At 69.9% G+C, this 25,954-nt stretch carries 25 protein-coding genes; 14 read left to right on the top strand and 11 right to left on the bottom strand.

All coding sequences use genetic code 11. From position 1 onward, the window contains the following. Position 1: 1 nt before the first annotated feature. The 3 genes from ABT008_RS07460 to ABT008_RS07470 all read right to left on the bottom strand — a co-directional run bounded on the left by ABT008_RS07460 (position 2) and on the right by ABT008_RS07470 (position 3,076). Complete coding sequence (locus tag ABT008_RS07460; RefSeq protein ID WP_350694480.1) at positions 2-817, bottom strand: carbohydrate ABC transporter permease; 816 nt, start codon at positions 815-817, stop codon at positions 2-4. Beyond that, positions 814-1,764 carry a carbohydrate ABC transporter permease gene (locus ABT008_RS07465; RefSeq protein ID WP_350694482.1) on the bottom strand — a complete coding sequence of 317 codons (951 nt, stop codon included), beginning with the start codon at positions 1,762-1,764 and terminating at the stop codon, positions 814-816. Before ABT008_RS07465 ends, ABT008_RS07460 begins: the two co-directional genes overlap by 4 nt. A gap of 70 nt (positions 1,765-1,834) precedes the next feature. Beyond that, positions 1,835-3,076 carry an ABC transporter substrate-binding protein gene (locus ABT008_RS07470; RefSeq protein ID WP_350694484.1) on the bottom strand — a complete coding sequence of 414 codons (1,242 nt, stop codon included), beginning with the start codon at positions 3,074-3,076 and terminating at the stop codon, positions 1,835-1,837. Between the two features lie 188 nt (positions 3,077-3,264). Here ABT008_RS07470 and ABT008_RS07475 point away from each other — a divergent pair, with 188 nt between their 5' ends. Then, the gene (locus tag ABT008_RS07475; RefSeq protein WP_350694485.1) at positions 3,265-4,074 is read left to right on the top strand and encodes a FadR/GntR family transcriptional regulator; all 810 of its coding nucleotides are present in this window, start codon (positions 3,265-3,267) and stop codon (positions 4,072-4,074) included. 111 nt (positions 4,075-4,185) lie between these two features. Here the strand turns inward: ABT008_RS07475 and ABT008_RS07480 are convergent, their stop codons facing one another. Continuing rightward, positions 4,186-5,814, bottom strand: a complete 1,629-nt coding sequence (locus tag ABT008_RS07480) for a serine/threonine-protein kinase (protein ID WP_350694486.1) — start codon at positions 5,812-5,814, stop codon at positions 4,186-4,188. A 220-nt stretch (positions 5,815-6,034) separates the two neighbouring features. Between ABT008_RS07480 and ABT008_RS07485 the strand changes: the two genes are divergently transcribed. Next, a complete protein-coding gene (locus ABT008_RS07485; RefSeq protein ID WP_350694487.1) occupies positions 6,035-6,658 on the top strand; it encodes a CG0192-related protein in 624 nt (207 codons plus the stop codon). A 64-nt stretch (positions 6,659-6,722) separates the two neighbouring features. Then, positions 6,723-7,346, top strand: coding sequence for a DUF6518 family protein (locus tag ABT008_RS07490; RefSeq protein ID WP_350694488.1), 624 nt, complete (start codon positions 6,723-6,725; stop codon positions 7,344-7,346). A gap of 9 nt (positions 7,347-7,355) precedes the next feature. Here the strand turns inward: ABT008_RS07490 and sigJ are convergent, their stop codons facing one another. Beyond that, positions 7,356-8,240 (bottom strand): RNA polymerase sigma factor SigJ, encoded by an 885-nt coding sequence (gene sigJ / locus ABT008_RS07495; protein WP_350694490.1) that lies wholly within the window; start codon positions 8,238-8,240, stop codon positions 7,356-7,358. Between the two features lie 154 nt (positions 8,241-8,394). Here sigJ and ABT008_RS07500 point away from each other — a divergent pair, with 154 nt between their 5' ends. The 5 genes from ABT008_RS07500 (at position 8,395) to ABT008_RS07520 (ending at position 11,308) form a co-directional block, all read left to right on the top strand. After that, positions 8,395-9,162 (top strand): SDR family oxidoreductase, encoded by a 768-nt coding sequence (locus ABT008_RS07500; protein WP_350694491.1) that lies wholly within the window; start codon positions 8,395-8,397, stop codon positions 9,160-9,162. A gap of 77 nt (positions 9,163-9,239) precedes the next feature. Next, positions 9,240-9,641 carry a YbaB/EbfC family nucleoid-associated protein gene (locus ABT008_RS07505; protein WP_350694492.1) on the top strand — a complete coding sequence of 134 codons (402 nt, stop codon included), beginning with the start codon at positions 9,240-9,242 and terminating at the stop codon, positions 9,639-9,641. Then, positions 9,628-9,954, top strand: a complete 327-nt coding sequence (locus ABT008_RS07510) for a type VII secretion target (RefSeq protein WP_350694494.1) — start codon at positions 9,628-9,630, stop codon at positions 9,952-9,954. The genes ABT008_RS07505 and ABT008_RS07510 overlap by 14 nt, the downstream gene beginning before the upstream one ends. After that, entirely contained in the window at positions 9,944-11,104 is a 1,161-nt protein-coding gene (locus ABT008_RS07515; RefSeq protein ID WP_350694496.1) for a WXG100 family type VII secretion target, read from the top strand. The genes ABT008_RS07510 and ABT008_RS07515 overlap by 11 nt, the downstream gene beginning before the upstream one ends. An 18-nt stretch (positions 11,105-11,122) precedes the next feature. After that, positions 11,123-11,308 carry a DUF4926 domain-containing protein gene (locus ABT008_RS07520; protein ID WP_350694498.1) on the top strand — a complete coding sequence of 62 codons (186 nt, stop codon included), beginning with the start codon at positions 11,123-11,125 and terminating at the stop codon, positions 11,306-11,308. Positions 11,309-11,330: 22 nt separating this feature from the next. Here the strand turns inward: ABT008_RS07520 and ABT008_RS07525 are convergent, their stop codons facing one another. Beyond that, on the bottom strand, positions 11,331-12,341 hold the full coding sequence (locus tag ABT008_RS07525; RefSeq protein WP_350694499.1) for a CehA/McbA family metallohydrolase: 1,011 nt from the start codon (positions 12,339-12,341) through the stop codon (positions 11,331-11,333). A gap of 168 nt (positions 12,342-12,509) precedes the next feature. Between ABT008_RS07525 and ABT008_RS07530 the strand changes: the two genes are divergently transcribed. From ABT008_RS07530 to ABT008_RS07545, 4 genes are read left to right on the top strand one after another with little or no spacing between them, the layout of a single operon-like run. Continuing rightward, a complete protein-coding gene (locus tag ABT008_RS07530) occupies positions 12,510-13,487 on the top strand; it encodes a hypothetical protein (RefSeq protein ID WP_350694500.1) in 978 nt (325 codons plus the stop codon). Continuing rightward, positions 13,484-13,927, top strand: coding sequence for an ABA4-like family protein (locus ABT008_RS07535; protein ID WP_350694501.1), 444 nt, complete (start codon positions 13,484-13,486; stop codon positions 13,925-13,927). The genes ABT008_RS07530 and ABT008_RS07535 overlap by 4 nt, the downstream gene beginning before the upstream one ends. Positions 13,928-13,938: 11 nt before the next feature. After that, positions 13,939-15,141 carry a sensor histidine kinase gene (locus ABT008_RS07540; protein ID WP_350694503.1) on the top strand — a complete coding sequence of 401 codons (1,203 nt, stop codon included), beginning with the start codon at positions 13,939-13,941 and terminating at the stop codon, positions 15,139-15,141. Next, positions 15,138-15,764 carry a response regulator transcription factor gene (locus ABT008_RS07545; protein ID WP_350694505.1) on the top strand — a complete coding sequence of 209 codons (627 nt, stop codon included), beginning with the start codon at positions 15,138-15,140 and terminating at the stop codon, positions 15,762-15,764. Before ABT008_RS07540 ends, ABT008_RS07545 begins: the two co-directional genes overlap by 4 nt. 33 nt (positions 15,765-15,797) lie before the next feature. Here the strand turns inward: ABT008_RS07545 and ABT008_RS07550 are convergent, their stop codons facing one another. The 5 genes from ABT008_RS07550 to ABT008_RS07570 form a co-directional block, all read right to left on the bottom strand. Then, positions 15,798-16,106 (bottom strand): MoaD/ThiS family protein, encoded by a 309-nt coding sequence (locus tag ABT008_RS07550; protein ID WP_350694506.1) that lies wholly within the window; start codon positions 16,104-16,106, stop codon positions 15,798-15,800. Next, the gene (locus ABT008_RS07555; protein WP_350694507.1) at positions 16,103-17,218 is read right to left on the bottom strand and encodes a WD40/YVTN/BNR-like repeat-containing protein; all 1,116 of its coding nucleotides are present in this window, start codon (positions 17,216-17,218) and stop codon (positions 16,103-16,105) included. Before ABT008_RS07555 ends, ABT008_RS07550 begins: the two co-directional genes overlap by 4 nt. A 205-nt stretch (positions 17,219-17,423) precedes the next feature. Further along, on the bottom strand, positions 17,424-19,040 hold the full coding sequence (locus ABT008_RS07560; RefSeq protein ID WP_350694509.1) for a flavin monoamine oxidase family protein: 1,617 nt from the start codon (positions 19,038-19,040) through the stop codon (positions 17,424-17,426). A 296-nt stretch (positions 19,041-19,336) separates the two neighbouring features. After that, a complete protein-coding gene (locus ABT008_RS07565) occupies positions 19,337-19,714 on the bottom strand; it encodes a hypothetical protein (RefSeq protein ID WP_350694511.1) in 378 nt (125 codons plus the stop codon). Positions 19,715-20,296: 582 nt separating this feature from the next. Then, entirely contained in the window at positions 20,297-22,471 is a 2,175-nt protein-coding gene (locus ABT008_RS07570; RefSeq protein WP_350694512.1) for a UvrD-helicase domain-containing protein, read from the bottom strand. Positions 22,472-22,717: 246 nt separating this feature from the next. On the opposite strand from ABT008_RS07570, the gene ABT008_RS07575 reads away from it, so the two are divergent. Together ABT008_RS07575 and ABT008_RS07580 are read left to right on the top strand one after the other, a co-directional pair. Continuing rightward, positions 22,718-25,000 carry a CBS domain-containing anti-phage protein gene (locus tag ABT008_RS07575; protein WP_350694514.1) on the top strand — a complete coding sequence of 761 codons (2,283 nt, stop codon included), beginning with the start codon at positions 22,718-22,720 and terminating at the stop codon, positions 24,998-25,000. A 99-nt stretch (positions 25,001-25,099) separates the two neighbouring features. Then, positions 25,100-25,924 carry a hypothetical protein gene (locus ABT008_RS07580; RefSeq protein WP_350694515.1) on the top strand — a complete coding sequence of 275 codons (825 nt, stop codon included), beginning with the start codon at positions 25,100-25,102 and terminating at the stop codon, positions 25,922-25,924. Positions 25,925-25,954: the final 30 nt, after the last annotated feature.

Raw genomic sequence — 25,954 nt, forward strand, 5'->3', positions numbered from 1 at the left:
GTCAGCCCTTCGTCGCACCGGCGGTGAGACCGGAGACCACGTACTTCTGCACGAACAGGGCGATCAGCATGATCGGCAGGGTGACCACCGTGGTCGCCGCCATCAGGCCGCCCCAGTCGATGCTGGCGTATCCGACGAAGTCGAAGATCGCCACCGGCAGGGTCTTCGTGCTCGCACCGGAGAGCACCAGCGCGAACATGAAGTTGTTCCAGGAGAAGATGAAGGACAGGATGCCGGCGGTGGCGATGCCCGGGACGGACAGCGGCAGGGTGATCCGCCGGAACGCGCCGATCGGGGTCAGCCCGTCGACCAGCGCCGCCTCCTCCAACTCCTCCGGCAGGCCGTCGAAGTAGCCCATCATGATGTAAACGATGAGCGGCAGCGAGACGAACATGTGGCTCAGGATCAGCACGCTGAACCCGCCGACCATGCGCAGGTTCGAGAAGACGTAGTACCACGGCACCAGCAGCGAGACGCCGGGGATGATCCGGGCCATCAACACGACCAGTGCCGACTTCTTCATGTTGAAGCGGCTCATCGAGTACGCCGCCGGCACGCCCAGCAGCAACGACAGCGTCGTCGCCGCGAACGCCACCCAGAGGCTGTTGACGATGAACTGGACGTAGTTGGCCTGCTGCAGGACCGTGTTGTAGTTGTCCAGCGTGGGCGTGAAGACCAGTGCCTTGCTGGAGTCGTAGATGTCGACGTTGGTCTTGAACGACGCGGCGACCATCCAGATCAGCGGCGCCACCAGCGACAGCACCACGACGATCAGCGCGACCACCCGGAAGATCTTGAAACCCTTACCCGGTTTCATCGGCCCTCCTCCTTCTTCTTGCGCGCGGTGAGGACCCACATCAGGGCGATGATGAGCAGGAAGAACAGGATCAACACGGTCGACGACAGGCCGTACTCGTTGTAGTCGAAGCTCAGGCCGTACGCGTACACGTTGAGCGTCTCGACCTCGTTGAACGAACCACCGCCGCGCCCCTTGGTGGCGTACAGGATGTCGAAGGTCTTCAGCGCGTCGATACCGCGCAGCAGCACCGCGACGATCACGGTGGGCATCAGCAGCGGCAGGGTGACGTGCCGGAAGCGCTGCCAGGCGCTGGCGCCGTCGATCATCGCGGCTTCCTGCGGCTCGTCGGAGAGCGAGGTGAGCCCGGCGAGCAGGATCAGCACGACCATCGGCGTCCACTGCCAGATGTCGATGAAGATCGTGGTGGGCAACGCGGTGTGCTGACCGGCGAGCCACGGCTGCGGGCCGATGCCGACCCAGCCGAGCGCCTGGTTGGCCAGACCGATGTTCGGGTCGAAGATGAGCCGCCACATCATGCCGACCGCGACCGGGGTGGCCACCAGCGGCAGCAGGATGGCGACGCGGACCCACTTCTCGCCCCGGAACGGCCGCCACAGCAGCAGGGCGATCGCCATGCCGAGCACGACCTCGACGAGCAAGGCGACGCCGGTGAAGGCACCGGTACGCGCGACGGCGGGCCAGAACCGGTCGGTGTCGGTGAGGACGTCGACGTAGTTCCGGAAACCGATGAACTCCGACTCGGCGCGGACCGACCCCGAGGAGTCTGTGAGGCTGAGGTACGCCGTCCAGGCGAGCGGGAAGATGATCAGCGCGGCGACGAAGGCCATGGCCGGGGCCGCGAAGAGCCACTTGCGATGGTCGTTGGCCCAACGCGCCCAACCGGGCGTGTCGGGCATGACAGAGGCGCTACTGGTCGCCCGCTCGGGGGCGCTGACTGCTGACATCAGATCTCCGTGATGGGAAGGCCGGGCGGGGGTGGCGGGGCGATCGGCCCCACCACCCCCGCGCTCGGACCTAGCGGGCCTCGTCGTCCAGGAACTTCTGGAACGCCTCGTGGGCGGTGTCCGCCGAGGCGGCGGCGTCCCGACCGGTGATGGCGTCAACGATCGGCTGACCGACGATCTCCCGGGCCTGCGCCACGCGCTCGACCACGGGCCGGTCGTGACCCACGCCGTTGGCGAGGCTCACGGTGATCGCCTGCGCCATGTCCTCCGGGTAGGTCGAGGTGCCCTCCGGGTTCTCGAAGACGGAGGCGCGGGCGCCGGGGGTGCCGGCCTTCTGCTGCTCCAGCGACTGCTCCTTGCCGGCCGCCCACTCGATGAACTTCCAGGCGTTGGTCTGGTTGCCCGAGGCCTCGTTGATCGCCAGGCCCCACGAGGGGATGTTGTACGGCTTGGAGCCGGCCGGACCGGCCGGGAACGGCGCGAACCCGACGTTCTCGGAGACCCGCGACTTGCTCGGGTCGGTGGCGTTCGCGTAGAGCGAGTTGGCCTCCGGGTAGAAGGCGGCCTGGCCCTGGGTGAAGATGGCCATCGCCTCGGACCAGCTCATGTCGGTGCTGATGTTGGCCGGACCCTGCTCGCGCAGCAGCCCGCCGTAGAAGGCGTACGCCTGCTTGGCGGCCTCGCTGTTGACGGCGGAGTTGCCGGCCTCGTCGACGAAGTCGCCGCCGAAGCTGTAGAGGAAGCTGGAGAACTGGGTGACGGCGGCGGCCTTACCGGTCCGGGCCACGAAGCCGGCCACGCCCGGGTTGTCCGCCTGGATCTTGGTCGCCTGCGCCTTAAGCTCGTCGAGCGTCTGCGGCGGGGCGCTGAAGCCGGACTTCTCCAGCAGGTCCTTGCGGTAGTAGAGCACCTGCTGCTCGGTGATGATCGGGATGCCCACCACCTTCTCCTCGTAGGTGGTGGCGCTCACCGGGGCGTCCTGGAAGTCGGCGAAGTCGAAGTCCGCGCTGTCCTTGGCCTTGTCGGTCAGGTCGGCCAGATACCCGTTCTTGGCGAACAGCCGGCCTTCCTGCAGCGGCCGGTACATCATCACGTCGATGTCGTCCGAGCCGGCGTTGAGCTTCACGTTGTACTGGTCCGACAGCTGGTCCTCGCCGAGCTGGGTGACCTCGACCTTGAGACCGGTCTGCTGCTCGAACTCGGGCAGCGCCTTCCGGATGTTCTCGGTCCAGACGTGGTTGACCAGCGTCACGCGCACGGTGTCCGACGCGCCGCTGTCCTCACCACCACCGCCACAGGCGGAGAGGGTCATGGCGGCCACGACCGCCAGAGATGTCCCAACTATTGATCGACGTCCCACGTCCGTCTCTCCTTCTGTCCTGGCCGACGCCTCGGGGGGACGGGCGCGACCTCGGGCTGTTACATCCGCTTAACGTCCGGATGTTAGGCCGATAAAGCAGACTTATACAAGGGGGAGACCTAACTGATATGATCCGAGCCGTGAAGGTTCCCTCACCCGGGGTGACACCCGCCCAAACCACCCGGACCGAGAACGGTCTGCACGGCCGTGTCCTCGACCACCTCGGTACGGCCATCTGCGGCGGTGAGCTGACCTCCGGAGCGGTGCTCAACATCGACGACCTGGTGGACCGCTACGCCGTGTCCCGCTCGGTGATCCGGGAGGTCCTCCGGGTGCTGGCGTCGATGGGCTTCATCGAGACCCGCCGCCGGGTCGGTGTCATGATCCGCCCGGCCCACCACTGGAACGTCTTCGATCCCCAGGTGATCCGCTGGCGACTCGCCTCCGTCGGCCGCATCGCCCAGATCCGGTCGATCACCGAGCTGCGGACCGCGGTGGAGCCGCACGCCGCCTGGCTCGCCGCCCACCGGATCGACCACGACGAGGCCAGCGACCTGGTCGGCCTCGCCGCCAAGCTGTGGGCCGCCGGCAAGGCCGGCGACGAGAAGCGCTTCCTCGACCTCGACATCGAGTTCCACCAGCGGGTGCTGCGCGCCTCCGGCAACGAGATGTTCGTCAAGCTCCAGGACCTGGTCGCCGAGGTCCTGATCGGACGCCACCACTACCACCTGATGCCGCACTACCCCCACGAGCAGGCACTGCAACTGCACGCGGACGTCGCCCAGTCGATCCAGCGCCACGACGGCGAGACCGCGCGCGAGGCGATGGTGCAGATCATGGAGCATGCGTTCGAGGAGATGTCCTCGATCTGGGAGCAGGGAGTCACCCCCGAGCCGACACTCGCCCCCGAATCCGGGCCGACACTCGCCCCCGCGCCCGAGCCGGCCTGACCGGATCGGGACCGGCCAGGTCGGCGTGGTCGACCTGTTCCGCCCGGGTCCGGCACGCCCTGCCGACCGCGCCCCGCCGGTCTGGACATGCCGGCGGGGCGGTCGACCGGGTCAGACCGCCCCGCGGTCGACCAGGCTGAACGTGGTGTCGACCTCGGCGTCGCCGAGGAACTCCACGTAGATCACCTTTCGGCTCCGGCTCCACTGCACGAAGCCGTGCTCCTCGTTGTACAGCACATGGGTGGGGCGGCCCCGGTCGTCCTTGCCACCTTCGATGGGCCTGACGCTGAACAGCGTCGCCTGGGTCGCCACACAATCGGCACCCACCAACAAGGAGGACGTGCTGGGCTGGCGTTTCACCCCGAGGCAGGGCTTGTGCGCGATATCGGGGTTCAATGATTTGATCATGTAGTCGACGCCGAACGGCTGAAGGACGAAGACGGCGTCCGGACCGGTGCCGTCACCGACGTGGACCCTGCCGTCGCCGTCGACCGACAGGTCACGGTCGATCTCCACGACATGCAGCAGGGCCCGACGCTGGCCGTTGAGAATGCCGAGGGTGGCGTCGGCGGGAGACGGTGCGGTCGTCGGCCCACCCGATCCGGCGGACACCGAGTCCAGACTGCTGGAGGCGGACGGACCGGGGGTCGGCTCGGCGCCACCGAGGACGCCGCGCACCAGACGCGGGCCGACCAGAACGGCCGGCACCAGCAGCGCCGCCGCGACCACCGTGGCGACCAGCAACAGCCGGCTCCGCCGTTTACCCACCCGATCGCCGGACACCGGCTCCAGTGACACTGGGGCGTCGCTCCCGCGACCGAGGGCTTCGTTGCCGTCCACCGCGGACGCCGAGGAGACGACGGCGGGGCCGGTGGATGCCGACGCCGCAGCGGCCAACATGCCACGGGCGTCGCTCGACGACGGCGCCGTCGTCAACAGTTCGTCGAGCAGCGTCCGGGCCGTAGGACGCTCGGCCGGATCCTTCGCCAGCGCCCGCTCCACCAACCCGCGCAACGGCTGACCGAGGCCGGTGAGGTCCGGCGGCTGGCTGAGGATCCGCATCGCGGTGGCGGCCGGTGAGTCCCCGGCGAACGGGGTACGCCCGGTGGCGGCGTAGGCGACCACCGCGCCCCAGGCGAAGACGTCCGCGGCCGGACCGACCGTACGGTCCCGCCCGGTCTCGAACCGCTCCGGCGCCATGTACGCGATGGTGCCCACCATCTGGTTCGTTCGGGTGTGCTGACTGGTCGCCTCGAAGGCACGGGCGAGGCCGAAGTCGATGACCTTGATGCCGCCCAACGCGACCAGGACGTTGGCCGGCTTGAGATCCCGGTGGATCACCCCTGCGCCGTGGATCGCGGCCAGCGCCGTCGCCACCCCGACGGCCATGCTGTGCAGCGCGCCCGCGCCGAGTGGCCCCTGCGCCCGGATCACCTGGGCGAGGCTCGGCCCGTCGACGTACTCCACCACCAGGTACGGCGGATCGTGATCCGGATCGGCGTCCAACACCTCGGCGGTGCAGAACGGCGGCACCTGGCGAGCCTGGTTCACCTCACTGCGGAACCGAGCCCGGAACTCGCGTTCGTCGGAGAGGTCCGGGCGGATCATCTTGATCGCCACCTGCCGGCCCTGCCCACTCCGGGCCAGGAACACCTCACCCATCCCGCCCTCACCGAGCCGTCCGAGCAGGTCGTACCCGCCGAGCCGGACCGGATCACCGGGGCGCAACGGCTGGTTCACGTCCCCATTCCACAGTTCGTGGCCGACCCGTGAACCGTTCTGCGCATGATCTTCCCCTACGGATACTCGGAGGTCGATTCGACACCCTACCGCCACTCCTGATCGGCGCCACCAACGGTGAGTGGGGCTCCTGATCGTGGCGGTGTGGCTGTTCGCGCATCGGCGTGGCGGGCAGTCACACCGCCACGATCAGCGGAGTGGGCGTCCGTACGATGCGGGCATGGCGTTGCTGCACCGGGCGGAACTGCGCCCCACCAAACTGGAACTGTTGGCGACGTGGCTGCCCAGCCGCGTCTGGTATCGCGGAGACGCCGACGCCGAGGTGGTCCGCGTCGGCGCGTACCGGTTCGACGACCCGGCCGGCGAGGTCGGGATGGAGACCCTGCTGGTACGCGCCGGAACCGGCCCGGTGCACCAGGTGCCGCTCACCTATCGTGGCGAGCCGCTGGCCGGTGCGGAGGAGTGGCTGGTCGGGACGATGGAGCATTCGGCGCTCGGCCGGCGGTGGATCTACGACGCCTGCGGCGACCCGGTGTACGCCGCCGCACTCGCCGACGCGGTGCTCGCCGACGCCGGTCAGGCCGAGGAGTACTTCGAGGAGGACGGCGAGCGGCAGGTACGCCCACCGAACATGGAGATCGCCAGCGACGCCCCGGCAGCCGAGGCGCCCCCGGTCGGTGCGGTGCGTGCGGTGGCGGACGGCGACCTGACCGTGATCGTCACGGACGGCGTCGAGCTGACCGTGGTCCGCCGTCCGAGCTCGGGCGCGGCGGCGACCGGGGTCGCGTTGATCGGCACCTGGGACGACGTGAGCGCACCACTGGCGTACGCCGCACCGCGCTGACCACCGCCGATACGGCTTCCCCAGCCAGAGGCCGCCCACTGCATACCGAGTATGCTTCAGCGCCATGCGACCCGCCCCCGACCACCGACGCGTGGCACTCGTCGCCGTGCTCGGCGGTTTCCTGCTCGGCTTCCTCGACTTCGTGTGGATCAAGTACGTGCCGTACCCCTTCGCCAACCTGGGCAACTCCAGCGCGGTGTGGGCGGTGGCCGCGTTCGCCTTCGGGTTCTGGGTCCGCTCCGGCCTCGTCCGCGCGGCCGTCGGTGCCGCCGTCGCGCTCGTCGTCGCGGTGCCCAGCTACTACGTCGCGGCGGCCCTCATCCAGGGCGACGACTGGGCGGTGCTGTGGGCGACCACCTCGCTGACCTGGATGGCGTTCGGGGTACTCGCCGGAGTGATCTTCGGCGTCGGCGGCGTCTGGGCACGCGGGTCGGGGTGGCGGCGGGTGACCGGCACGGCGCTGCCCGCCGCCGTGCTGTTCGCCGAGGCGCTGCTGCAGGCGCAACGGATCAACCACCCGAGCTACGGGATCGAACCGCTCTGGAACGCCCTGATCAACGCGGTGCTCGGCGTCCTGGTCGTGGTCCTGGTCGGCCGCACCGCCCGGCAGCGACTGGTCGCGCTGGGCACGGCCGTGCCGCTGGCGCTGGCCGGGTACGTCGCGTTCCGGCTGGCGGGCTTCGCCTGACCGCCCGCGTCAGTCGGTGAACGCGGCGAGATCCAGCACGTCCAGGCGCTCCGGATCGGCGATCACGTCGATCTCGGCGATGCGTCCACCCACGACGGTGAAGGCCATCACCGACAACGGCCGACCTGCGGCGGTCACCACCACCCCGGCGACGCCGTTGACCAGCGCCGGCCGGGCGAACGGCGAGAACCTGCCGAACGAGGTGGCCTCGGCGGCGACGCTGGTGGCGCCCCTGATCACGGTGGTGAACCGGGCGCGACCGGCACCGCCGTCCGACCGCAGCACCACCTCCGGGTGCAGCACGGCGACCAGGGCGTCGAAGTCGCCGTCCCGGGCGGCGGTCAGGAACGCGTCGACCACCTCGCGCTGACGGGCGAGGTCGGCGTCCGGCAGCGGCGACTGCCCCCGCACCCGGCGGCGGGCCCGACTGGCCAGTTGACGCGCGGCCGCCGGCGTCCGGTCGATCATCGGGGCGATCTCGTCGAACGGCACCGCGAACATGTCGTGCAGGACGAACGCCAGCCGCTCCGCCGGGCCGAGCGTGTCGAGCACCACCAGCAGCGCCAGCCCGACCGAGTCGGCCAGCACCACGGCGTGCTCCGGATCGTCGGTGCCCTCCGGGCTGACCAGCGGATCGGGCACCCTGGCGTCGAGCGGCTCCTCGCCGCGACGCCGACGGGTCCGCAGGGCGTTCAGACAGACCCGCGCCACCACCGTGGTCAGCCAGGCGGGCAGGTTGTCCAGCGCGGCGGCGTCCGTACGGGCCAGGCGCAGCCACGTCTCCTGCACGGCGTCGTCGGCCTCCCCCAGGGAGCCCAGCATCCGGTAGGCCACCGCCCGCAGGTGCGGCCGGTGCTCCTCGAACCGCGCGGCCAGCCAGTCGGACTCGATCATCGTTCGCCCTCCTCCGGGTCCACCCACTCGACCCCGCCGCGCCCGGCGATGTGACGTCGGCCGGTCACATCCGGCGTCCGTGCGGAGTCGACCCCGGTGAAGCCACGAACGGTAGCCGACCGCACGACGGGCGGTCGCGACGCAGGGAGAGACGATGAACCCACCGATCCTGGTCACCGGCGGTACCGGCACCCTGGGCCGCCTGGTCACCCCGCTGCTGCGCGACACCGGCCGCCCGGTACGCGTGCTGAGCCGGCGAGGTGGCCGCAGCGTCCCCGGAATCGCGCACGTCCGGGCCGACCTGCTGACCGGCGAGGGCGTGGAGAGGGCGGTACGCGGTGTCGACACGGTGCTGCACCTGGCCGGCGGCCAGCAGGGCGACGACACGCTGGCCCGCACCCTGGTCGACGCCGCACGGCAGGCGGACGTACGGCATCTGGTCTTCGTCTCGGTTGTCGGCGCGGACCGCGTCCCGCTCGCCTGGCTGCGAACCAAGCTGCACGCCGAGGAGGCGATCAGCGGCTCCGGCCTGCCCTGGACCATCCTGCGGGCCGCGCAGCTCCACGACCTGGTGCTCACCATGGCGCAGAAGCTGACCGCCCTGCCGGTGGTGCCGCTGCCCGGTCTGCGGTTGCAGTCGGTGGACGGCCGCGAGGTCGCCGACCGGCTCGCCGAACTGACCCTGGGCACCCCGGCGGGTCTGGTGCCCGACATCGTCGGCCCCCAGGTGCACACCACGGGTGAACTGATCCGTGGCTATCTGCGGGCCAGCGGGAAGCGGCGGCTCACCCTGCCGGTCCGCCTGCCCGGAAAGGCGGGACGCGCCTACCGCGACGGGGCGAACCTGACGCTGCGCGGCGCCACCGTCGGCACCCGGACCTGGGAGGCGTTCCTCGCCGAACGGGTCGTCGCCGCCCGGTAGCCACGCGGGACAGCACGCAGCGCCACCGGTTGGTAACGTGGCGGCGTTCTGCGGTGGTGTCCCTTGGGGAGGGTCGCGTGTGGGCGGACGAGGCGGCCTTGGACGCGACGCAGCGCCGCCTCGACGAGTGGGAGTCCGCCGTCGCCGACCGGGCGCGGCGGGCCCAGTCGCTGGCGGCCCGGGTCGCGGCGCTCACCGGCACCGCACACAGCCCGGACCGCACCGTCACCGTCACCGTCGACTCGGCCGGGCTGCTCGTCGACCTGCGGCTTGACGACCGCGTACGCCAGCACCCCGCCGCCCACACCGCGCGCCTGATCGTGGCCACCACCCGCGCCGCACACGCGGACCTGCTGCGCCGCGTCACCACGACGACCCGCGAGACAGTCGGTGCGGACGACCCGACGGGACAGGCCGTCGTCGACTCCTACCGGCGACGGCTGGGCCACGAGCGAAGCCAGCCGGATGCCGACCGATGACGCGGTCCGGGTCGACCCGGACGACCTGACCACCCACGCGGAGCGCCTCGACCGGCACGCCGACACCCTCGACACCGCCCGCCGGGCCGGCCAGCAGGTCCGGCTCGACACCGGCGCGTACGGGCAGCTCTGCGCGTTCATGCCGACGTTGCTCGACGGCCTGCACCGCGTCCTGGTCGACGGGATCGGCACCGCCACCACCTCGGTCCGCGACACCGCCACCCGCCTGCGCACCGGCGCCGACCGATACCGGGCCGCCGACACGCGCGCCCGACACCGGCTCGACCGGGTGCGGGACCGGCGTGCCGGGTAATCCGCTCGTCGCCGCCCCGGCGCAGGTCGCGCCCAGCGCCTGGGCCGGGGTCTGGATCTGCGAGGACATCGAGCTCATCGCCCGGGGCGTACGCGAGGGAAGCTGGATCGACGGCAGCCTCGGCGTGGTCAGCGCCGGCCTGGACGCCCTCGCCTTCGTCTCCGACCCGGTCGGCGCCCTCCTCCAGTACGGTGTCGCCTGGCTCATCGAGCACGTCAAGCCACTCAGCGAGGCGCTGGACTGGCTGGCGGGCGACCCCGCGCAGATCACCGCACACGCCCAGACCTGGCGCAACGTCGCCGCCTCGCTGCGCGCCGAGGCAACCGGCCTCACCGACGCCGTCCGCACCCAGGTGACCGGCTGGGACGGCAGCGCCGGGAACGCCTACCGGACCTGGGCCGCCGAGCAGCACCAGGCCGTCACCGATTTGGCCCAGGGCGCCGAGACGATGGCCGCCATCACCGAGGGCACCGCAGGACTGGTCGCCGCCGTCCGGCTCCTGGTCCGCGACGCCATCGCCACCTGCGTCTCCCGCCTCACCGTGTACGCCGCCGAACTCCTCGCCACCGCCGGACTGGCCACCCCACTGGTAGTGGAGCAGGTCACCACGCTTGTCGCGTCCTGGGCGGCCCGCATCGCCAAACTGCTGCGCGGTCTGCTGAACAGCCTCCGGGCGATCATCCCCCACATCCGCCGCCTCGCCGACCTCATCGACCACCTCAAACGCGCCCTGAACCGGCTTCGGCGAGAGCCTCCAGCGCCTCACACGCCTGACGATCCCAGGCCGACCCGCACGCCAACTGACGCCCGCCAGCCCGATTTCACGAGTCCGGACATCGACCCGAAGAAGATCACGGCGTACGCCATGAATCCGGACCATCCCGTCGGCAAGAACAAGTACCGGGTCATCAACTCCGCCACCGGGCTGGGCCCCGACGACTCGGAGTCGATCCTTCAGCAGGTCAGAGACGGTGTCCACGCCGGCAGCCCGCTACGGGGGAAGTCAGATCAGTTCGGCGAGCGGTGGAGCGTCGACCTGCCGCTGACCGGTCCGAAAGGAACGATCATCGTCCGCACCGCATGGATACTTGAGAGCGGTGCCTCCACGCCTCGCATGGTGACCATCTCGTTCCCGCCGAAAGAAGGCTGACCGTTGAACCTGTATGACGTGGTCGAGTTGCGAGAGGCCATCCCGGACGAGAATCTGGCCCCCGGGGCGGTCGGCACGATCGTGCACGTCTTCGATCACGTCCCGATTGCGTACGAGGTGGAGTTCGCCGACTCGGACGGACGGACGACAGGCATGGTGACCCTCACCATCGATCAGATCCGTCCGCTCCACGCCCCGTCCTGACTGCTGTGGCTGAGGAAGCGCCTCAGGTCAGGATGATGGGGTTGGTGAGGGCGGCCATCTGGTGGGTGGGGTGGCGGACCTCGACGCGGACGTAGCCGGCCTCGTCCGCCGTGGTGTGCCACCGGGTCGTACCCGTTCCGGCGGGAGACAGCGCCTCGCGGTGCACGGTGCCGCGTTCGGTGTGCAGGGTGACGACACCGGACGGCACGCCGGACACCTCGACGCGTACCGTGACCTGCTCGCCGCCGGTGGGTAGGCGTTGGCCGACGGCGGCGACGCGGTCGGCGGTCGACGCCTCGACCTTGAGGTGGACGCCGGTCGACTCGGCGATCCAGCTCCGGCCCTGGCGGAGGCCGGCGAGGATCGCCTCGGTGCTCAGATCCTGCGCGAACACGACGGTGTGCGGGGTGCCGAGCTGGCCGGCAAGGTGGGTGTCGCTGTTGCCGACCGCCGGGCGCCAGCGTCCCCGGTGGACATCGTGGGCCAGGGTGCGTCCCCACTCGGCCAGGGCGGCCTCGTTGTCGGCGTTCCACGGCAGGTCCGAGGCCCAGCGGCCGTTCCACACCTCCACCGCGTCGAACCAACGGTACGGGTAGGCAGACGTCCCCGAGGGGTACGGCGCGTACGGGTGGGCCAGCACGCACAGTCCACCCGCGTCACGTACCCGGTGCAGGTGGCGCTCGACGGTGTCGTCGCGGATGCCGTAGCCGGAGTCGACGTGTTGCTCCGGTGGGAGACCGAGGGCCAGCCAGTGGCCGGTGCGGGTGGTGACCTCCTGCCCGAGGATCACCAGCAGGTCGTCGCCGGAGTGGGGTGGGGCCCACTGCGCGTGGCCACGGACCGTGTCGTGTTCGGTGGTGGCGACGAAGTCCAGCCCGAGCGCGCGGGCCGCCGTCGCGAGCTGCGGCACGCTCAAATCCGCGCCCTGGGAGAGCGTCGAGTGCAGGTGACAGTCTCCCCGGTACCAGGCAGGGCCACGGCCCGTCGCCCGAGCGGCCGGAAACCGGGGTGCGGCGTCCGGTCGGGTGACCATGCCGGCAGCGTACGCGGATCGCGTCCGCGCCAGGGGCACTCCCCCGGTCCGAGGCCCGAGGTACGGGAGCCACCTCCGACCTGGGTAGGAGACGCCCCTCGGACCGACGGCCGCAGGTGGGGCCGCTGGTCGGGCGCTTCCGGGTCGCCGCCCGAACAGCATCAGGACATGACTTCCGCGCTGCCCCTGCGGGCACCATGGCACCGTCCCCTGCTGGTCTTCGTCTCGGCGATGGCGGTCCTCGCCGTCGTCTGCGCCGTCGGCGTCTTCGCCGATCCCCGGGTACTGACCGGCGCGCCGATCTGGCTCAAGCCGCTCAAGTTCTCCGTCTCGTTGATGCTGTATGGCGCCACCCTGGCCTGGATGCTCACCCTGCTGCCCCGGCGCAGCCGGGTCGCGGAATGGGCCGGCACCGTCATCGTCGCCATGGGGGTGGTGGAGATGGTGATCATCGTCGGGCAGGTGCTGCGGGGCACCACCAGCCACTTCAACGTGAGCAGCCCGCTGAACGCCGCCCTCTGGCAGGCGATGGGGATAGCGATCAACGTGCTGATGGTCGCGCACCTGGTCATCGGCGTGGCGGTGCTGCGGCGACCGATTCCCGACCGGGTCGGCCGGTACGCGGTGGGGCTGGGTCTGGGTCTGACGCTGCTCGGCATGCTGACCGCGGTCCCGATGACGATGAACGGCGCGGAGTCGGCCGTCGCCGGGATCGCCGGGGCGCACAGTGTCGGCGTGCCGGACGGCGGCCCCGGGCTGCCGATCCTGGGCTGGAGCACCACCGGTGGGGACCTGCGGATCCCGCACTTCGTGGGCATGCACGCGTTGCAGGTGCTGCCGGTCCTGGCGCTGCTGCTGGGCCGGTTCCGCAACGAGCGGCTGGATCAGCGTGACCAGGTGCGGCTGCTGGTGGTCGCCGGCGCGGCGTACGGCGCAGGGACTCTGCTGCTGACCTGGCAGGCGCTGCGCGGACAGCCGCTGCTGGGCCCGGACGCGCTGACCCTGGGCGCCGCCGCGGCGCTGCTGGCCGCGACCGTGGTCGCCACCGGTGCGGTGCTCGTGCGGCGACGTCGACCCGAACCGGTGGCCACGCCCGTCGACGGCCCGGAGCAGGCCGACACCGAGCGGGTCGAGGTGACGGTGTGACCGGCGCCCTGTTCACGCTGACGTTCGCGCTGGCCGCACCCTTCTGGGTGCTGATGATCCTGCTGCCGCGCTGGCCCCTGACCGCCCGGATCATCTCCTCGCCACTGATCGTGGCACCGACCCTGGCGATCTATGCGGTGCTGGTGCTCCCCGCGCTGGGCGACGTGCTGCCGGCGGTGGCCTCGCCGACCCTGAACGGCATCCGCGACCTGCTGGGCACCGACGACGGTGCGGCGGCGGCCTGGGCGCACATGATCGCGTTCGACCTTTTCGTCGGGAGGTGGGCGTGGCTGGACAGCCGCGAGCGGCGGATGCCCGCACTGGTGATGGCGCCGGTGCTGGTATCGACGATCCTGCTCGGGCCGATCGGGCTGGCCGTCTATCTGGCGGTGCGTACCCGCTGGACACGGCCGATCTCGCCGTCGGACAGCAGGGCCTAGGCTTGGTCACCGTGGGATGGCTGGGACGCTTGTTCGACGCGCGGGACGCCCGCGTGCGGATGGCCCTGGTCATCATCGCGGGCGTCTTCTATCTGTCCTTCGGTGAGCTGCACGCCGGTACGCCCACCACCACCCAGTTGGTCCTCGCGATGGCCGCGTTCACCGCCGGGTTGCTGCTGTTCCGCCGGCTGGTGGGCAACCTGCTGGTGCAGGTGGCGTTGCTGGCGGTCGCGATCCACGTCATCGACGACGTGATGATCAACCAGGTGGGCGCCGGGTGGGCGTTGCTGGAGCTGACCGTGCGGGCGCGCCGGACCCGCACGGTCTGGTGGGGCGCCGGCCTGCTGGCCCTGGTCGACCTGACCGGCGTACGGGGCGAACCGGTCGAGTGGCTTCTCGCCGCGGCGTCCGGGCTGTTGGTGGACGTCGGCGTGCCGGTGCTGCTGGGCCTGGTCATCCGGACCACGCAGGAGCTGGGCCGGCAGGCGCAGCAACGCGCCGAGGAGGAGCAGCTTCGGCGCGAGTCGGAGAGCCGCGCCGCCCGGGCCGACGAGCGCAGCGCCATCGCGCGGGAACTGCACGACGTCGTCGCGCACCACGTGGCGTCGATGGTGCTGCGGGTCGGGGTGGCCCGGCACGTGCTGACCGACCTGGATCCACGGGTGAACGAGGTGTTCGACGACGTGCACGGCACCGGCAGCGCCGCCCTGGCCGACCTGCGCCGACTGGTCGCGGTGCTGCGCGACCCGGACGGCGTACGCGGTGACGCGGCACTCACCGCGATCGAACCGTCGGCGGTGCCGGCCGCCATCGGCGCGGCGGTGGACCGGGCCCGCCAGGCCGGGGTGACGGTGGAGGCGGAGGTCGACCCGGCGGTCGCGTCACTCGACGCGGTACGGGGTCTGGCGGTGCTGCGCCTGACCCAGGAGTCGCTGACCAACGTCGCCAAACACGCCGGTGCCGCCGCGCTGGCCCGGTTGAGCGTCAGCGTGGTCGACGGCGCGGTGCACCTGGAGGTGACGGACAACGGGCGCGGCGCGGTCCCGACGGCGGTGCCGGCGGGCGGCGGCCACGGCATCACCGGGATGCGGGAACGGGTCGAGGTCCTCGGTGGCCACCTGGAGGCCGGGCCGACCGGCGGCGGCTGGCGGGTCCGTACGATCCTGCCCGCCACGCCGGACCGTAACGTGCCACAGGCGAGGGAGGCGTCATGATCCGTGTGCTGCTGGTGGACGACCAACATCTGATCCGCGCCGGGTTGCGCATGCTCTGCGACGCGCAGCCCGACATCGAGGTGGTCGGTGAGGCCGACAACGGCCGCGAGGCGATCACGATGGCCGCGCGGCTGGTGCCCGACGTGGTGGTGATGGACCTGCGCATGCCGGGCGTCGACGGGATCACCGCGACCAGCCGCATCCTGGCCGACCGGCCCGCCACCCGGGTGCTGGTGCTGACCACGTTCGGCGACGACGACCACCTCTATCCGGCGCTCACCGCCGGTGCCTGCGGTTTCCTGCTCAAGGACGCACCGCCCACCGAACTGCTGGACGGCGTCCGGCGGGCCGCCGTCGGCGACAGCCCGTTCAGCCAGGACGTGCTGCGACGTCTGGTGACCCGGGCGGTGCACGCCCGCGCCGAGACACCGGCACCAGTCGACGGCCTGACCACCCGGGAGCAGGACGTGCTGGACCTGGTCGCGGAGGGCCTGTCCAACGCGGAGATCGGCGAGCGCCTGCACATCGGTGTGACCACGGTGAAGACCCACATCACCAGCCTGATGACCAAGACCGGCAGCCCCAACCGGGTACGGCTGGCGCTGTTCGCCCGTGGGCTGTGAGCCCGGCTATCCCCCGGCCATCGCGGAGGGCGGCTATCCCCCGGCCATCGCGCCCAGGACGATGTACGGCTCCGCGCCGGTGAGCACCGCCTCGGGCAGTGGTGCGTCGGGTGGGGAGTGGGAGAGGTCCTCCTCGCAGGCGTAGAAGCGGACGAAGGCGCGACGCTTGCCGCTGTGCCGGTCCCGGATGGTGCCGAGCAGCATCGGGTAGCGCGCCTCCAACGCGTCCAGCACCAGCCGCTGGGTGGCCGGCCCGCCGTCCGGACCGACCACCTCCAGGCGTACCTCGCCGGTGACCCGGGCGAGGGTCTTCAGGTGGGCCGGGAGGACGACCCGAATCACGGCAACACCTGGACTTCCACGGAGAGCACCGGGGGCAGGTCCCGGACGATCGGCGCCCAGGTGTCACCGCCGTTCGCCGAGTGGTAGACCTGCCCGCCGGTGGTGCCGACGTAGATGCCGCACTCGTCGAGCGTGTCGACCGCCATCGCGTCGCGCAGGACGTTGACGTAGCAGTGGGACTGCGGCAGCCCGTCGGTCAGCGGCTCCCACTCGTCGCCACCGGTGCGGCTGCGGTAGACCCGCAACCGCCCCTCCGGCGGGTAGTGCTCGGAGTCGCTCTTGATCGGTACGACGTAGATCGTCTCCGGCTCGTGGGCGTGCACCGCGATCGGGAACCCGAAGTCCGACGGCAGGTCGCCGCTGATCTCACGCCAGTTAGCGCCGGCGTCGTCGCTGCGCATCACGTCCCAGTGCTTCTGCATGAACAGCGTGTCCGGCCGCGACGGGTGCTGGGTGATGTGGTGCACGCAGTGGCCCACCTCGGCGTCGGTGTCGGGGATCTCCCCCGACCGCAGTCCCTTGTTGATCGGCAGCCAGCTCGCGCCCGAGTCGTCGCTGCGGAACGCGCCCGCCGCCGAGATGGCGGTGTAGATCCGGCCCGGGTGCACCGGGTCCAGGATGATCGTGTGCAGGCACAGGCCACCCGCGCCGGGCTGCCACGACGGGCCGGTCCGATGGGTCCGCAACGCGGTCAGCTCGGTCCACTTCTGGCCGCCGTCGCCGGAGACGTAGAGGGCGGCGTCCTCGGCACCGGCGTAGACCGTGTCCGGGTCGTCGCGGGACGGCTCCAGGTGCCAGATCCGCTTGAACTCCCACGGGCGCGGCGTGCCGTCGTACCAGAGGTGCTCGCCGACCTCGCCGGTGTAGGCGAAGTCGTTGCCGACGGTGGCCCAGGTCCGGCCGCCGTCGTCGGAGCGCTGGATCAACTGCCCGAACCAGCCGCCGGACTGCGAGGCGTAGACCCGGTCCGGGTCGGCCGGGGAACCGGTGAGGTGGAAGATCTCCCAGCCGCCGAAGTGCGGCCCGTCGACCGTCCAGTCGGCGCGTCGACCGTCCGAGGTGAGCACGAACGCGCCCTTGCGGGTGCCGACCAGCACCCGTACGCCGGTCATCGCGGCTCTCCCCGGAGCGCCGTACCGACCTGGTGTGGTGTTCGTTGTCGTGTGGCCATGTCGCTATTCTCCTGTCGTGTCCGATGAACCCCGATTGCCACGCCGGACCATTCACTGACGGTCATACTCGCCGGGTACGACAGGATCCGCCCGGCGGGCGCGGCACTCGTCCGCCCGGCGGGCTGACGAGTAGGGGTCGAACAGCTCAGCTCGACATCACGCGGGCGTGCAGGTCGGACACCACCTTGCGGGCCGACTCGAAGGCACCGGCCTGCCAGGCGATGTAGTGGCTGAGGTGGTCACCGGCGAAGTAGACCCGGCCGTCCGGCTCCAGCAGACGCCCGTAGTGCCCGCCGCTGGTCCGCGAGGGCCAGGACATCCAGCCGCCCTCGCTGTAGCGGGTCCGCTCCCAGGCCACCGAGAACGACGTCTCCACCTCGGTGCGGTACGCCTCGCCGTGGATCTTCACCCCCTGGGCGACGGCACGGGCCTCCCGCTCGGCGTGCGGCAGGGCCGCGTACGACTGGGCGTTGGCACCGAAGTTGTAGTAGCCGATGACCAGGCCCTTGGCGCCGTGGTAGCCGTACGACGGGTACCAGATCGCGGACAGGTCCAGGTTGGTGTTGGTGATGCCGGCGTAGATGTTCTCGTCCTGCTCCCACCAGCGCCGACGGTACTGCAACCCGATCTTGCCGGTGGCGTTCGGCACCGCGTAGCCGAGGGCGTCCCGGACCGGCTGCGACAGGTTCGACGGGATCCTCGCCAGCACCGGCGGTGGGATGGTGCAGACGCAGAAGTCCGCGGTGACGGTCCGCACCCGACCGCCGGGTCCGGCGTGGACGACCGAGACGCCGGACCCGGTGTTCGAGATCGACCGCACCTGGGCGCCGTAGGTGATGCGCCCGCGCCCCACGGCCTCCTCCAGGGCGTACGCGATGCGGTCCATCCCGCCGACCGGTTGGAACATCAGCATCGCCTGGTCGTAGCCGAACTCGAAGGAGAAGTACCGGCCGACACCGCTTGCCAGCACGTCCGTCAGGGAGTGCGGGGTCAGTTTCGGCGTACCCGCCTCGTGGCCGGCGCCCGGTTCGACCTGGTAGCCACGGCGGTTGGTGCCCGCGTACCGCCAACTCGCCGCCGGTTCGCCCGCCACCCGACCGCCGATCGCGCCGAACCCGCGCAGGAACTCCAGCAGCCGCTCCTTGTCGTCGGCGGTGAGGTGCCCGTCGAGCGCGCCCTGGTCGGTGGCCTTGGCGAGCAGCTCGGAGACGTAGCCGTAGACGTCCGCCTTCGCCTCGCGGTGCCGGATCGGCGTGCCGGAGAGCGGGCCGACGTTCTCGTTGTAGTAGTAGCCGTCGGCGTTCTGGTTGCCGAAGATCTCGACCGGTACGCCCAGCTCCCGGCAGTAGTCCATGGTCACCATGTGCTGGGCGATCCGCGCCGGACCGGCGTTCATGTACTGCCCGCCGGTGAACCGGGCCCGTTGGGTGCGCCCGTCCAGGTCGGTCTCGCTGGTGCCACCGCGCACCGTCCAGTTACGCCCACCCGGGCGGGTACGCGCCTCCAGCACGGTCACCCGGTAACCGGCCTTGCCGAGCTCGTACGCCGTCGTCAGTCCGGCGATGCCGGCGCCGAGCACGACGACGGACTTCGCGGACCGGCCGGTCAGCGTGAAGTCCGACCGGCTCGGCGCCCGGAACGGCGGCGCCGCCTGCGCGGCGGGGGCCAACCCGAGCGCGCCCATCGTCCCGTAGAGCACCCCAGCGCCGCCGGAGACCCCGACCGCCTGGAGGAACTGCCGTCGTGTGGTGGGTGTCGTCATCGCCGCCTCCTAGATCGATGGACGACGATCTCAGCGGTGTGTTTCATCGCCGTAGCCCATCGGTAACACCCGCCCGACCGGTCACCGAATCCGTGCGCCGAGCGCGGCCGCTGTCACCGAGGCGAGACCTGCGTGACCTTCACCAGAACCCTGACCGCCCTCGCCTCGCCGACCGCCGACCTACTGGTGATCATCGGCCTGCATTTGGCGCCGCTATCGCCGCCCAACTCACCAGTACGCCCTCGATCCGAGGCCGCATGGACGCGACACCGACCCGCAGCTCATAAGGCGGTTCTTCACCTGCGGCGCTTGTTCAGACTCGGAAGGCCGCCGGAGACAGTCCGCACGCTGCCGTCCGGGTTGCTACGGCCCGGTTTCTGCGGTGCCTCGATGACCCGCCGACCGGCAAGGTCTGCGGCGCTCAGGTTGACGACGGCACGATCCGAGGACCGCCAACTCCGCACTGCAGCGAACGCCTGCTGGTCGTCGGCGATGCCGGTCAGCGTACGTATCGCCGGCATCGCCCTGGACGGGTCAGCGAGCAGGAGTTGGGCGGCATCGGCGGAGCTCAGGCTGCGCGGCGAGCTGTTGTCAGCAGGTGCGAGGGAGGCGTGGATCTTCCCGTCCTGGAGCCGCAGCCACACCGGCCGCTTGCCGTCGCCGGCCCGAATCACCGGGGTAGCTGGTCTGGACGACTGTGCCGGGGAGACCGGCTTAGCTGTCAGGTGGGCTCGCAACCTGGCTGTCGGCCGAGCCTGTCGCCGCGACTGAGGCGGAACATCGACAGCCGTGCGGGATACCCCTTCCGGCGGCGATACCTTCGTCCTGGGTTGCGGGCCTGTTGCCTGGACCGCTTGCCGTTGCCGCACGAACCAACCGGCATGTTCCCACTGCTGCGGCGTGAACCTCACCGGAACGACCTCAGTGAGGTGTGGCGACGCCGGGTCCTGCAATGAGAGATGTGCGCGGCGCCTCGCGTGGTCGGCCGCAGTGAGCGACCCGATCTCGAGGACCGCAGTCAGCGGTATCCGACGGAGGTCCGCCTTCGGCCAGGGCAGCAGACGTCGGCGCCGGAGAACGAGGTGTTCCCCCTCGAAGCGGGCAACCCAGCGTCGCACTTGCACCACCTCCCGTGCTGCGCACGTTAGCGGCAAGACGACTGCCGCTGCCTCGGCACAATGGCCAGTTGAGACGGCAAGTCGTCCGGTTGTGTCAGCGACGCCACCAACCGCGACATCCTCCGGGGCGTACGTTCCTTACGTGTGCTCGATGGAGCGGTCCGAACGCGCGGCACCGACGTCGGACAGGAACGGACTGGGCGGACCACTCCATGAGACGTGCAGAGCTTCTCGGGCCCGGGTACTGGCAACGAAGAGTAGGCAGCGTTCCCGGAGCAGATCACTTCCGTGCTGGATGGAATCCACCTCGGGCGGCGTGACCTCCTTCGCGAACGGCACCGCCTTGGCCGTGACACCGACTATCGCGACACAGCGGAACTCCAGGCCCTTCATCGCGTGCATGGTGGCGAGCCGCACTCCGTCGACGTCGGCACCCGGCTGGTCTCGTACCCGGACCGACGGAACTCCGGCTCCGGCCAGCTCGTCCTGCACACTGCTCAACGTCGTGTTGAAGCGGGAGCAGACAGCGATCTCGCTCGGTCCCACGCCCTGCGCCAGCCACTCCCCCACCCGCTTGACGAGCCCCGCGATCTCGGCCTGCGACGAGGGATGTCCCTGCACGGTCGGTCGCTTGCCGTGCAACAGCGACCGGTAGCCGGTCAGGCTGTCCTCGCCCTCGCCGCCGAGGTCCTCGACCGGCGCCCTGACGAGGACCCTTGTGGACCAGGTGAGGATCTCCTCGGTGCTGCGGTAGTTGATCCGCAATCGGCTGCTACGGCCGGTGACCGAGATGCCGAGCGCGCTGAGTGACACCCGCGAGTCGTAGATCCGCTGGTGCGGGTCGCCGGTGATGAACAGGTCGTCGGGGCCGGGCGGCACGGCTGCCCGCAGCACCCGCCACTGCGCGGGGTGCAGATCCTGCGCCTCGTCGACCACCACGTGGTCGTACCCGTGATCAGCCAGGTCGGCGTCGCCGAGCAGCTTGGCCGCCTGCGCGCAGATCTGCAGGTGGGTGGCGGTGCCGGCGGCCGACAGTTCAGCGGTGAACATCTCGACGGCGTCCCACACCCGGTCGCGCTGCCGCGTAGCCAGCCCGGCGCCCCGGCCGCGCCGGCTGGCGACACGGTACGCCTCTCGCGTCTGCACGTCGTGGGCGAGGATGACATGCCGATATTCCTGGGCCAGGAACTGCTCGGTCCAGGGCAGAGTCAGCTTCCGGCACACCCGCCGCCAGGTCTGCCGCTCGTCGACGTCGCCGATCGGCGTCGACACCCGGCCGGCGAGGGCACGCACCGCGCGGTTGGCGACGGCGTTCACGGTGGTCACCTCCACCCGCGCCAACTGCTCCTCGTCGCCGAGAAGCAGCGCCAGGTTCTCCCGCAGGCTGGCGGCCAAAGCATTGGTGTACGTGGTGAGCAGCACCCGACTGTGTGGCGTACGGGAAAGCAAATGCTTGACCCGGTGCAGCGCAGCTACCGTTTTCCCGGTGCCCGGCCCACCGGTCACCTGAGCCGGACCGGTGTACGTCACCCGGTAGGCGACTCGCCGCTGCGAGGGATGCAGGAACACTCGCCAGGCAGCGAACGGCTTGTCGAGGATCTCGGCCAGTTCGTCGGGCCGGGTCACCAGGGTGATCCGGCTGGCGGTGTTGGCGATCGCGATTTCCAGGCTGTCGCTCGGGTCCGGCGTCGCGTCGACCGGTCGACGCGCGGTCACCAGGTCGCGGTAGACCTCGTCCGGGCTGAACCCCTCGGCGAGGTACTGCAACACCTCGAACTGATCCTCCGGCAACAGCGTCCCGAACGCCTCCAACTGCGACTTGTCAACGATCGTGCGGACCGCCCGCAACACCTGGTCATCAATGCCGAGGTGGCGCAGCACGGTGTCGGAATGTTTGGCGAACAACAGGCTCGGTGCCTGCGCGGCAGCCTTCTCCAGCGCCGGGGTGAGCTGCTCGATGGCGACGACGTTACGGACCTCCAGAGCACGGGTCGCGCTGTTGACCGTGTAGAGCCGCTTCGCGGCCCAGCCGTACGCGTCGTCGTGCGGCACGACGTTGAGCAGTAGGAACGTGTCGCTGCCGTCGTCCGGCGCGAGGACCACCCCCCGCCAGAAGTCGGTGATCCGGATGGTTCGCATCCGTGGATCACGGGCGTTGTTGACGGACTCCAGGTGCAGTCCCTTGTCGGCGTGCAACTCGGCGACGGTGAGCTGCTGGAACTTCTCCATCGCCTTGCGTACACCGGCCTTGACCGGCCTTTCGAGGACGTCGTAGCTCTGCCAGAAGGTGTTGGCGAGGGCGAGCTGCGGCACGGAGCCTCCTGCCTGATGATCGATTACGGCGGTGGATGCGACCCTACCGGCGATCCGTCGGGCTGCTCCCACGACGGAGCCGAGCTTGGTCCAGCCGGGCAACCCCGTAGTCGCTCTTCCGCCCCGTTCCAACAACGGCTTTTCAGCATGAGCGGAAGAATAATGAGTCGGATTCACGACACCTTCCGCCAGGAGTAGTCGTCTAGGCTGCGGCGACCTGAAATCAAGGGGACGGGCGAATATTCCGTGACGGACGCAACCAACAGTCAACACATCTGTCGGCAGTGCGGCGTGATCTGCGTCCAGTCTGGTAGCACCTGGGTCCACCCGGAACCGTGGCGCACCCTCAAGGCCCGGCGCATTTGCGAGCGCCCTGAGCCGCTTCGTGCAGCCACCCGCCAGGAGATCAAGAACGGCGCCATGGAACTGGTGCGACGCGACAGGTGGATCCAGGAGGAGCAACTCCAACCACTTGTCACCGCTGAGGGTAGTCCCATCGAAGTCGCAGTCGTCGGTTGCTACCAGTTACATCCGACCGGGCACGAGCACCCCCGTGGCTGGGGTTATCTGGCCGACGACGGCCACTACGGTTTTGGCGCGACAACCACACAGCGGCGCTTTGACGGCGATGGCGAGTTGGCGGCCGAGGCGAGGGCGCTGTTCTGGGCGCTGCACCGGCTTCTCCGGCGATACCGGGTGACGGTCGTGACCGACTATCCAGCGATCGCCGAGATGGTCGACGCCTGGCGCCGTGGCGAGCTGACTGCGGCGCCACCGGGATACGACCGATCCGATCGTCCGTCGGGTCGGCAGGCCAAGCTGATGTATCTGGCACCTCGTGTCCATCAGTACGCCGACCAGGTGTCTGTTCGGGTTGTCGGCGGATACGAGGACACCATCCTCGGCCGTGCGGCGAACGAACTGTCCGTCCTTGGCTGGAAGTGGAGCGCCGGTGAGCTGAGCAAATTCAGCGCCCGGGAACGTGGCCTTTCAGTCGCCAGCGACGCCCTCGGTGTCGAGCCGACTCTCGTGCCTCGCATGGATGGGAGCGACAGCCCCGACGAGCCGCGTACCAACCAGTCGCGAGGAGCAGGTTCCTCTCACGTACGGCAGAACGGAAGCACGAGAATGTCGAACGGTTCGTCATCCCGGAGCCGTCGGGAACTTCTGATCAACGGCCGCCGGGTCCGCATTGCCGACCTGATCGAGGCCGGATTGCTCACCGTCGGCGCAGAGCTGACCTTTCAGCAACGAATCGGCGAGGCGCCTTACCAGGCAACGGTTACGCAGCGGGGACAGCTCCGCCTGCCGGACGGCCGAGAGTTCCCTACCCCGTCTCGTGCCGCGGCGGAGTCCGCCGGGCTCGTCGCAGTGCCGGGTTGGGCGGTCTGGCGGGTCCAGCCCGGCGGGGAGACCTTGCACCAGTTGCGGGCCAAGCTACTCAAGGACGTGGCCGACGAGGTATCAGCCGACGAGGAGCAGCCCGATGAACAAGCAGAGGCTGTACGCCGCCGCTTCACGGTGCTCGAAGAGGCCCGGTCAGAAGCCGACGCCGGCAAGCCACGCAGCCTGACCGTCCGCGAATTTATCAAGTACTGGGGCTTGGAGGACCGCGACCGGACCGCCAGCGCGCAGATCGACGCGGACCTCGCGAACCACGGCCTGACCACAGCTCCCGACTTCCGTACCGTCAGCTTGGACAAGACGATCCGGATCATTTTGCAACCTGAGGGGGACGAAGCTGGCACCAAGGACGGGGGTGACATCTCTGACCCCTTGCAGTCCAGCAGCGACGAGGAAAGCGTCGACGTTGGACTGACGCTGGGCAACATGCTGCCGGACGATATGTCGCTGACCTGGGTGTCTCCCACGGCCTCGTTCGAAGAAGCCATCACGGCGATGCAGGTCGATGACTTTTCTCAGATCGCGGTGCTGGCCAACCCGTACACCCTTCATGGCGCCGTGAGCTGGGAGTCGATCGCTGCGGCGAAGCACCGCGATGCCAATGCCACGTTCAGCGAGGCGATCGATCGGCGCGCGGCTGCCCGAGTCTTCGATTACGACGTGCGCCTGCTCGACGTGCTGGAAACACTTCAGAAAAACGGCTTCATCTTTGTCCGAGACGACCAGCGGAAGATCAGCGGCATCGTCACCGCAGCCGACGTGGTACGCAAGTACGACGAAACAGCAACACCGTTCTTCCTCATCGGCGAGATCGACCAGGAGCTGCGGCAGCTCCTCCAGAACACGTTTGATGAGGAGACCGTCAAGCAGGCGTGTTCGGCGGCAGGCTCCTCCTTCAAGTCCTTCGACTCCATGTCGATCGGACAGTACCAAGCAGTGCTCGACAACCCGGACTGTTGGAAGCAACTCGGTTGGCCACTTGACCGAAAGACCTTCGTCAAACGCCTTGACCGGCTACGCAAGGTCCGCAACAACGTCATGCACTTCAACCCCGATCCGGTGCGACCAGCGGATGTCGGCAGGCTTCGCAACTTCCTCGACCTGATTCGCCGCTACAGCAAGTGAGAACCGAGGTTCTGCATGCCCGCATTGACGGCTGAGGTGAAGGACGCGAACAGTCCGGTGGCCCGATGGCTTCGGTCGACCTTCCCGCACCACGGGCAGGTGCAGGACGAGTACCGGCAAGCTGCGGGAGTTGCCCATGTGCTGCCCGGCCCTGCGGTGGCGCCGGGCACCCAGGGTGCGGCGATCGACTGGTGGCTGCGGTTCCTGATCGACCCGGCCCCGTCGGTCGGCCTGGCGGCAGCTGGGTTGCGCTCGGGTCGGGCACCCTGTCTCCGGGCTGGTGCTGAGCTCCTGGGCGAGCTGGGCGCGATCGATCACCACACACGCCAGCTGGCCTCGGTGGAGCCAGCCCGATTCGCCCACCGGGACGACGAATGGTGGGCCCGGGTGTCGTACGCCCTTGCCCTGCTTGCGGAGTTGTACCGGGCACCCCGAGTTGACGGCTCCCGGCTGATGCGTCTCAACCCCGACGACGGGGCAGCGCAATTGCTGGCGCTGGCCAATGCCGACGAGGTCGCCGACCTGGTCGCCATGCGTGACCTCGCGGTGAAGCGACTGCTACCGGCGCTGCCGCCGGGGCAGGTAGTCAGTGGGCCGACCTTCGAAGGCAGCGCGGACCTCAACGCCGACGCCGACCTGATCGTCGGCGGATTGCTGATGGACTTCAAGGCAAGCCAGGGCGGTCGACCTCGCTCGGACGGCACCCGGGCGGCGGCGCTGTCCCGCGCCGACCTGGACCAACTCCTGGGTTACGTGCTGCTGGACTATTCGGATGGCTTCCGGCTGGATGCCGTGGCGATCTACGCCGTGCGCTTCGGCCACTTCCAGACCTGGCCGTTGAGGGAACTCTGCACCAGGATGGCCGGTCATCCAGTTGACCTCGCGCTGCTCCGCAAGCAGTTCGCCGTCCTGCTCCGCCGATAGACCGCCCGCCGCTCAATCACCTCTCGTAAG

This window comes from Micromonospora sp. NPDC002389 (assembly GCF_040296095.1).
GTDB lineage: Bacteria > Actinomycetota > Actinomycetes > Mycobacteriales > Micromonosporaceae > Micromonospora.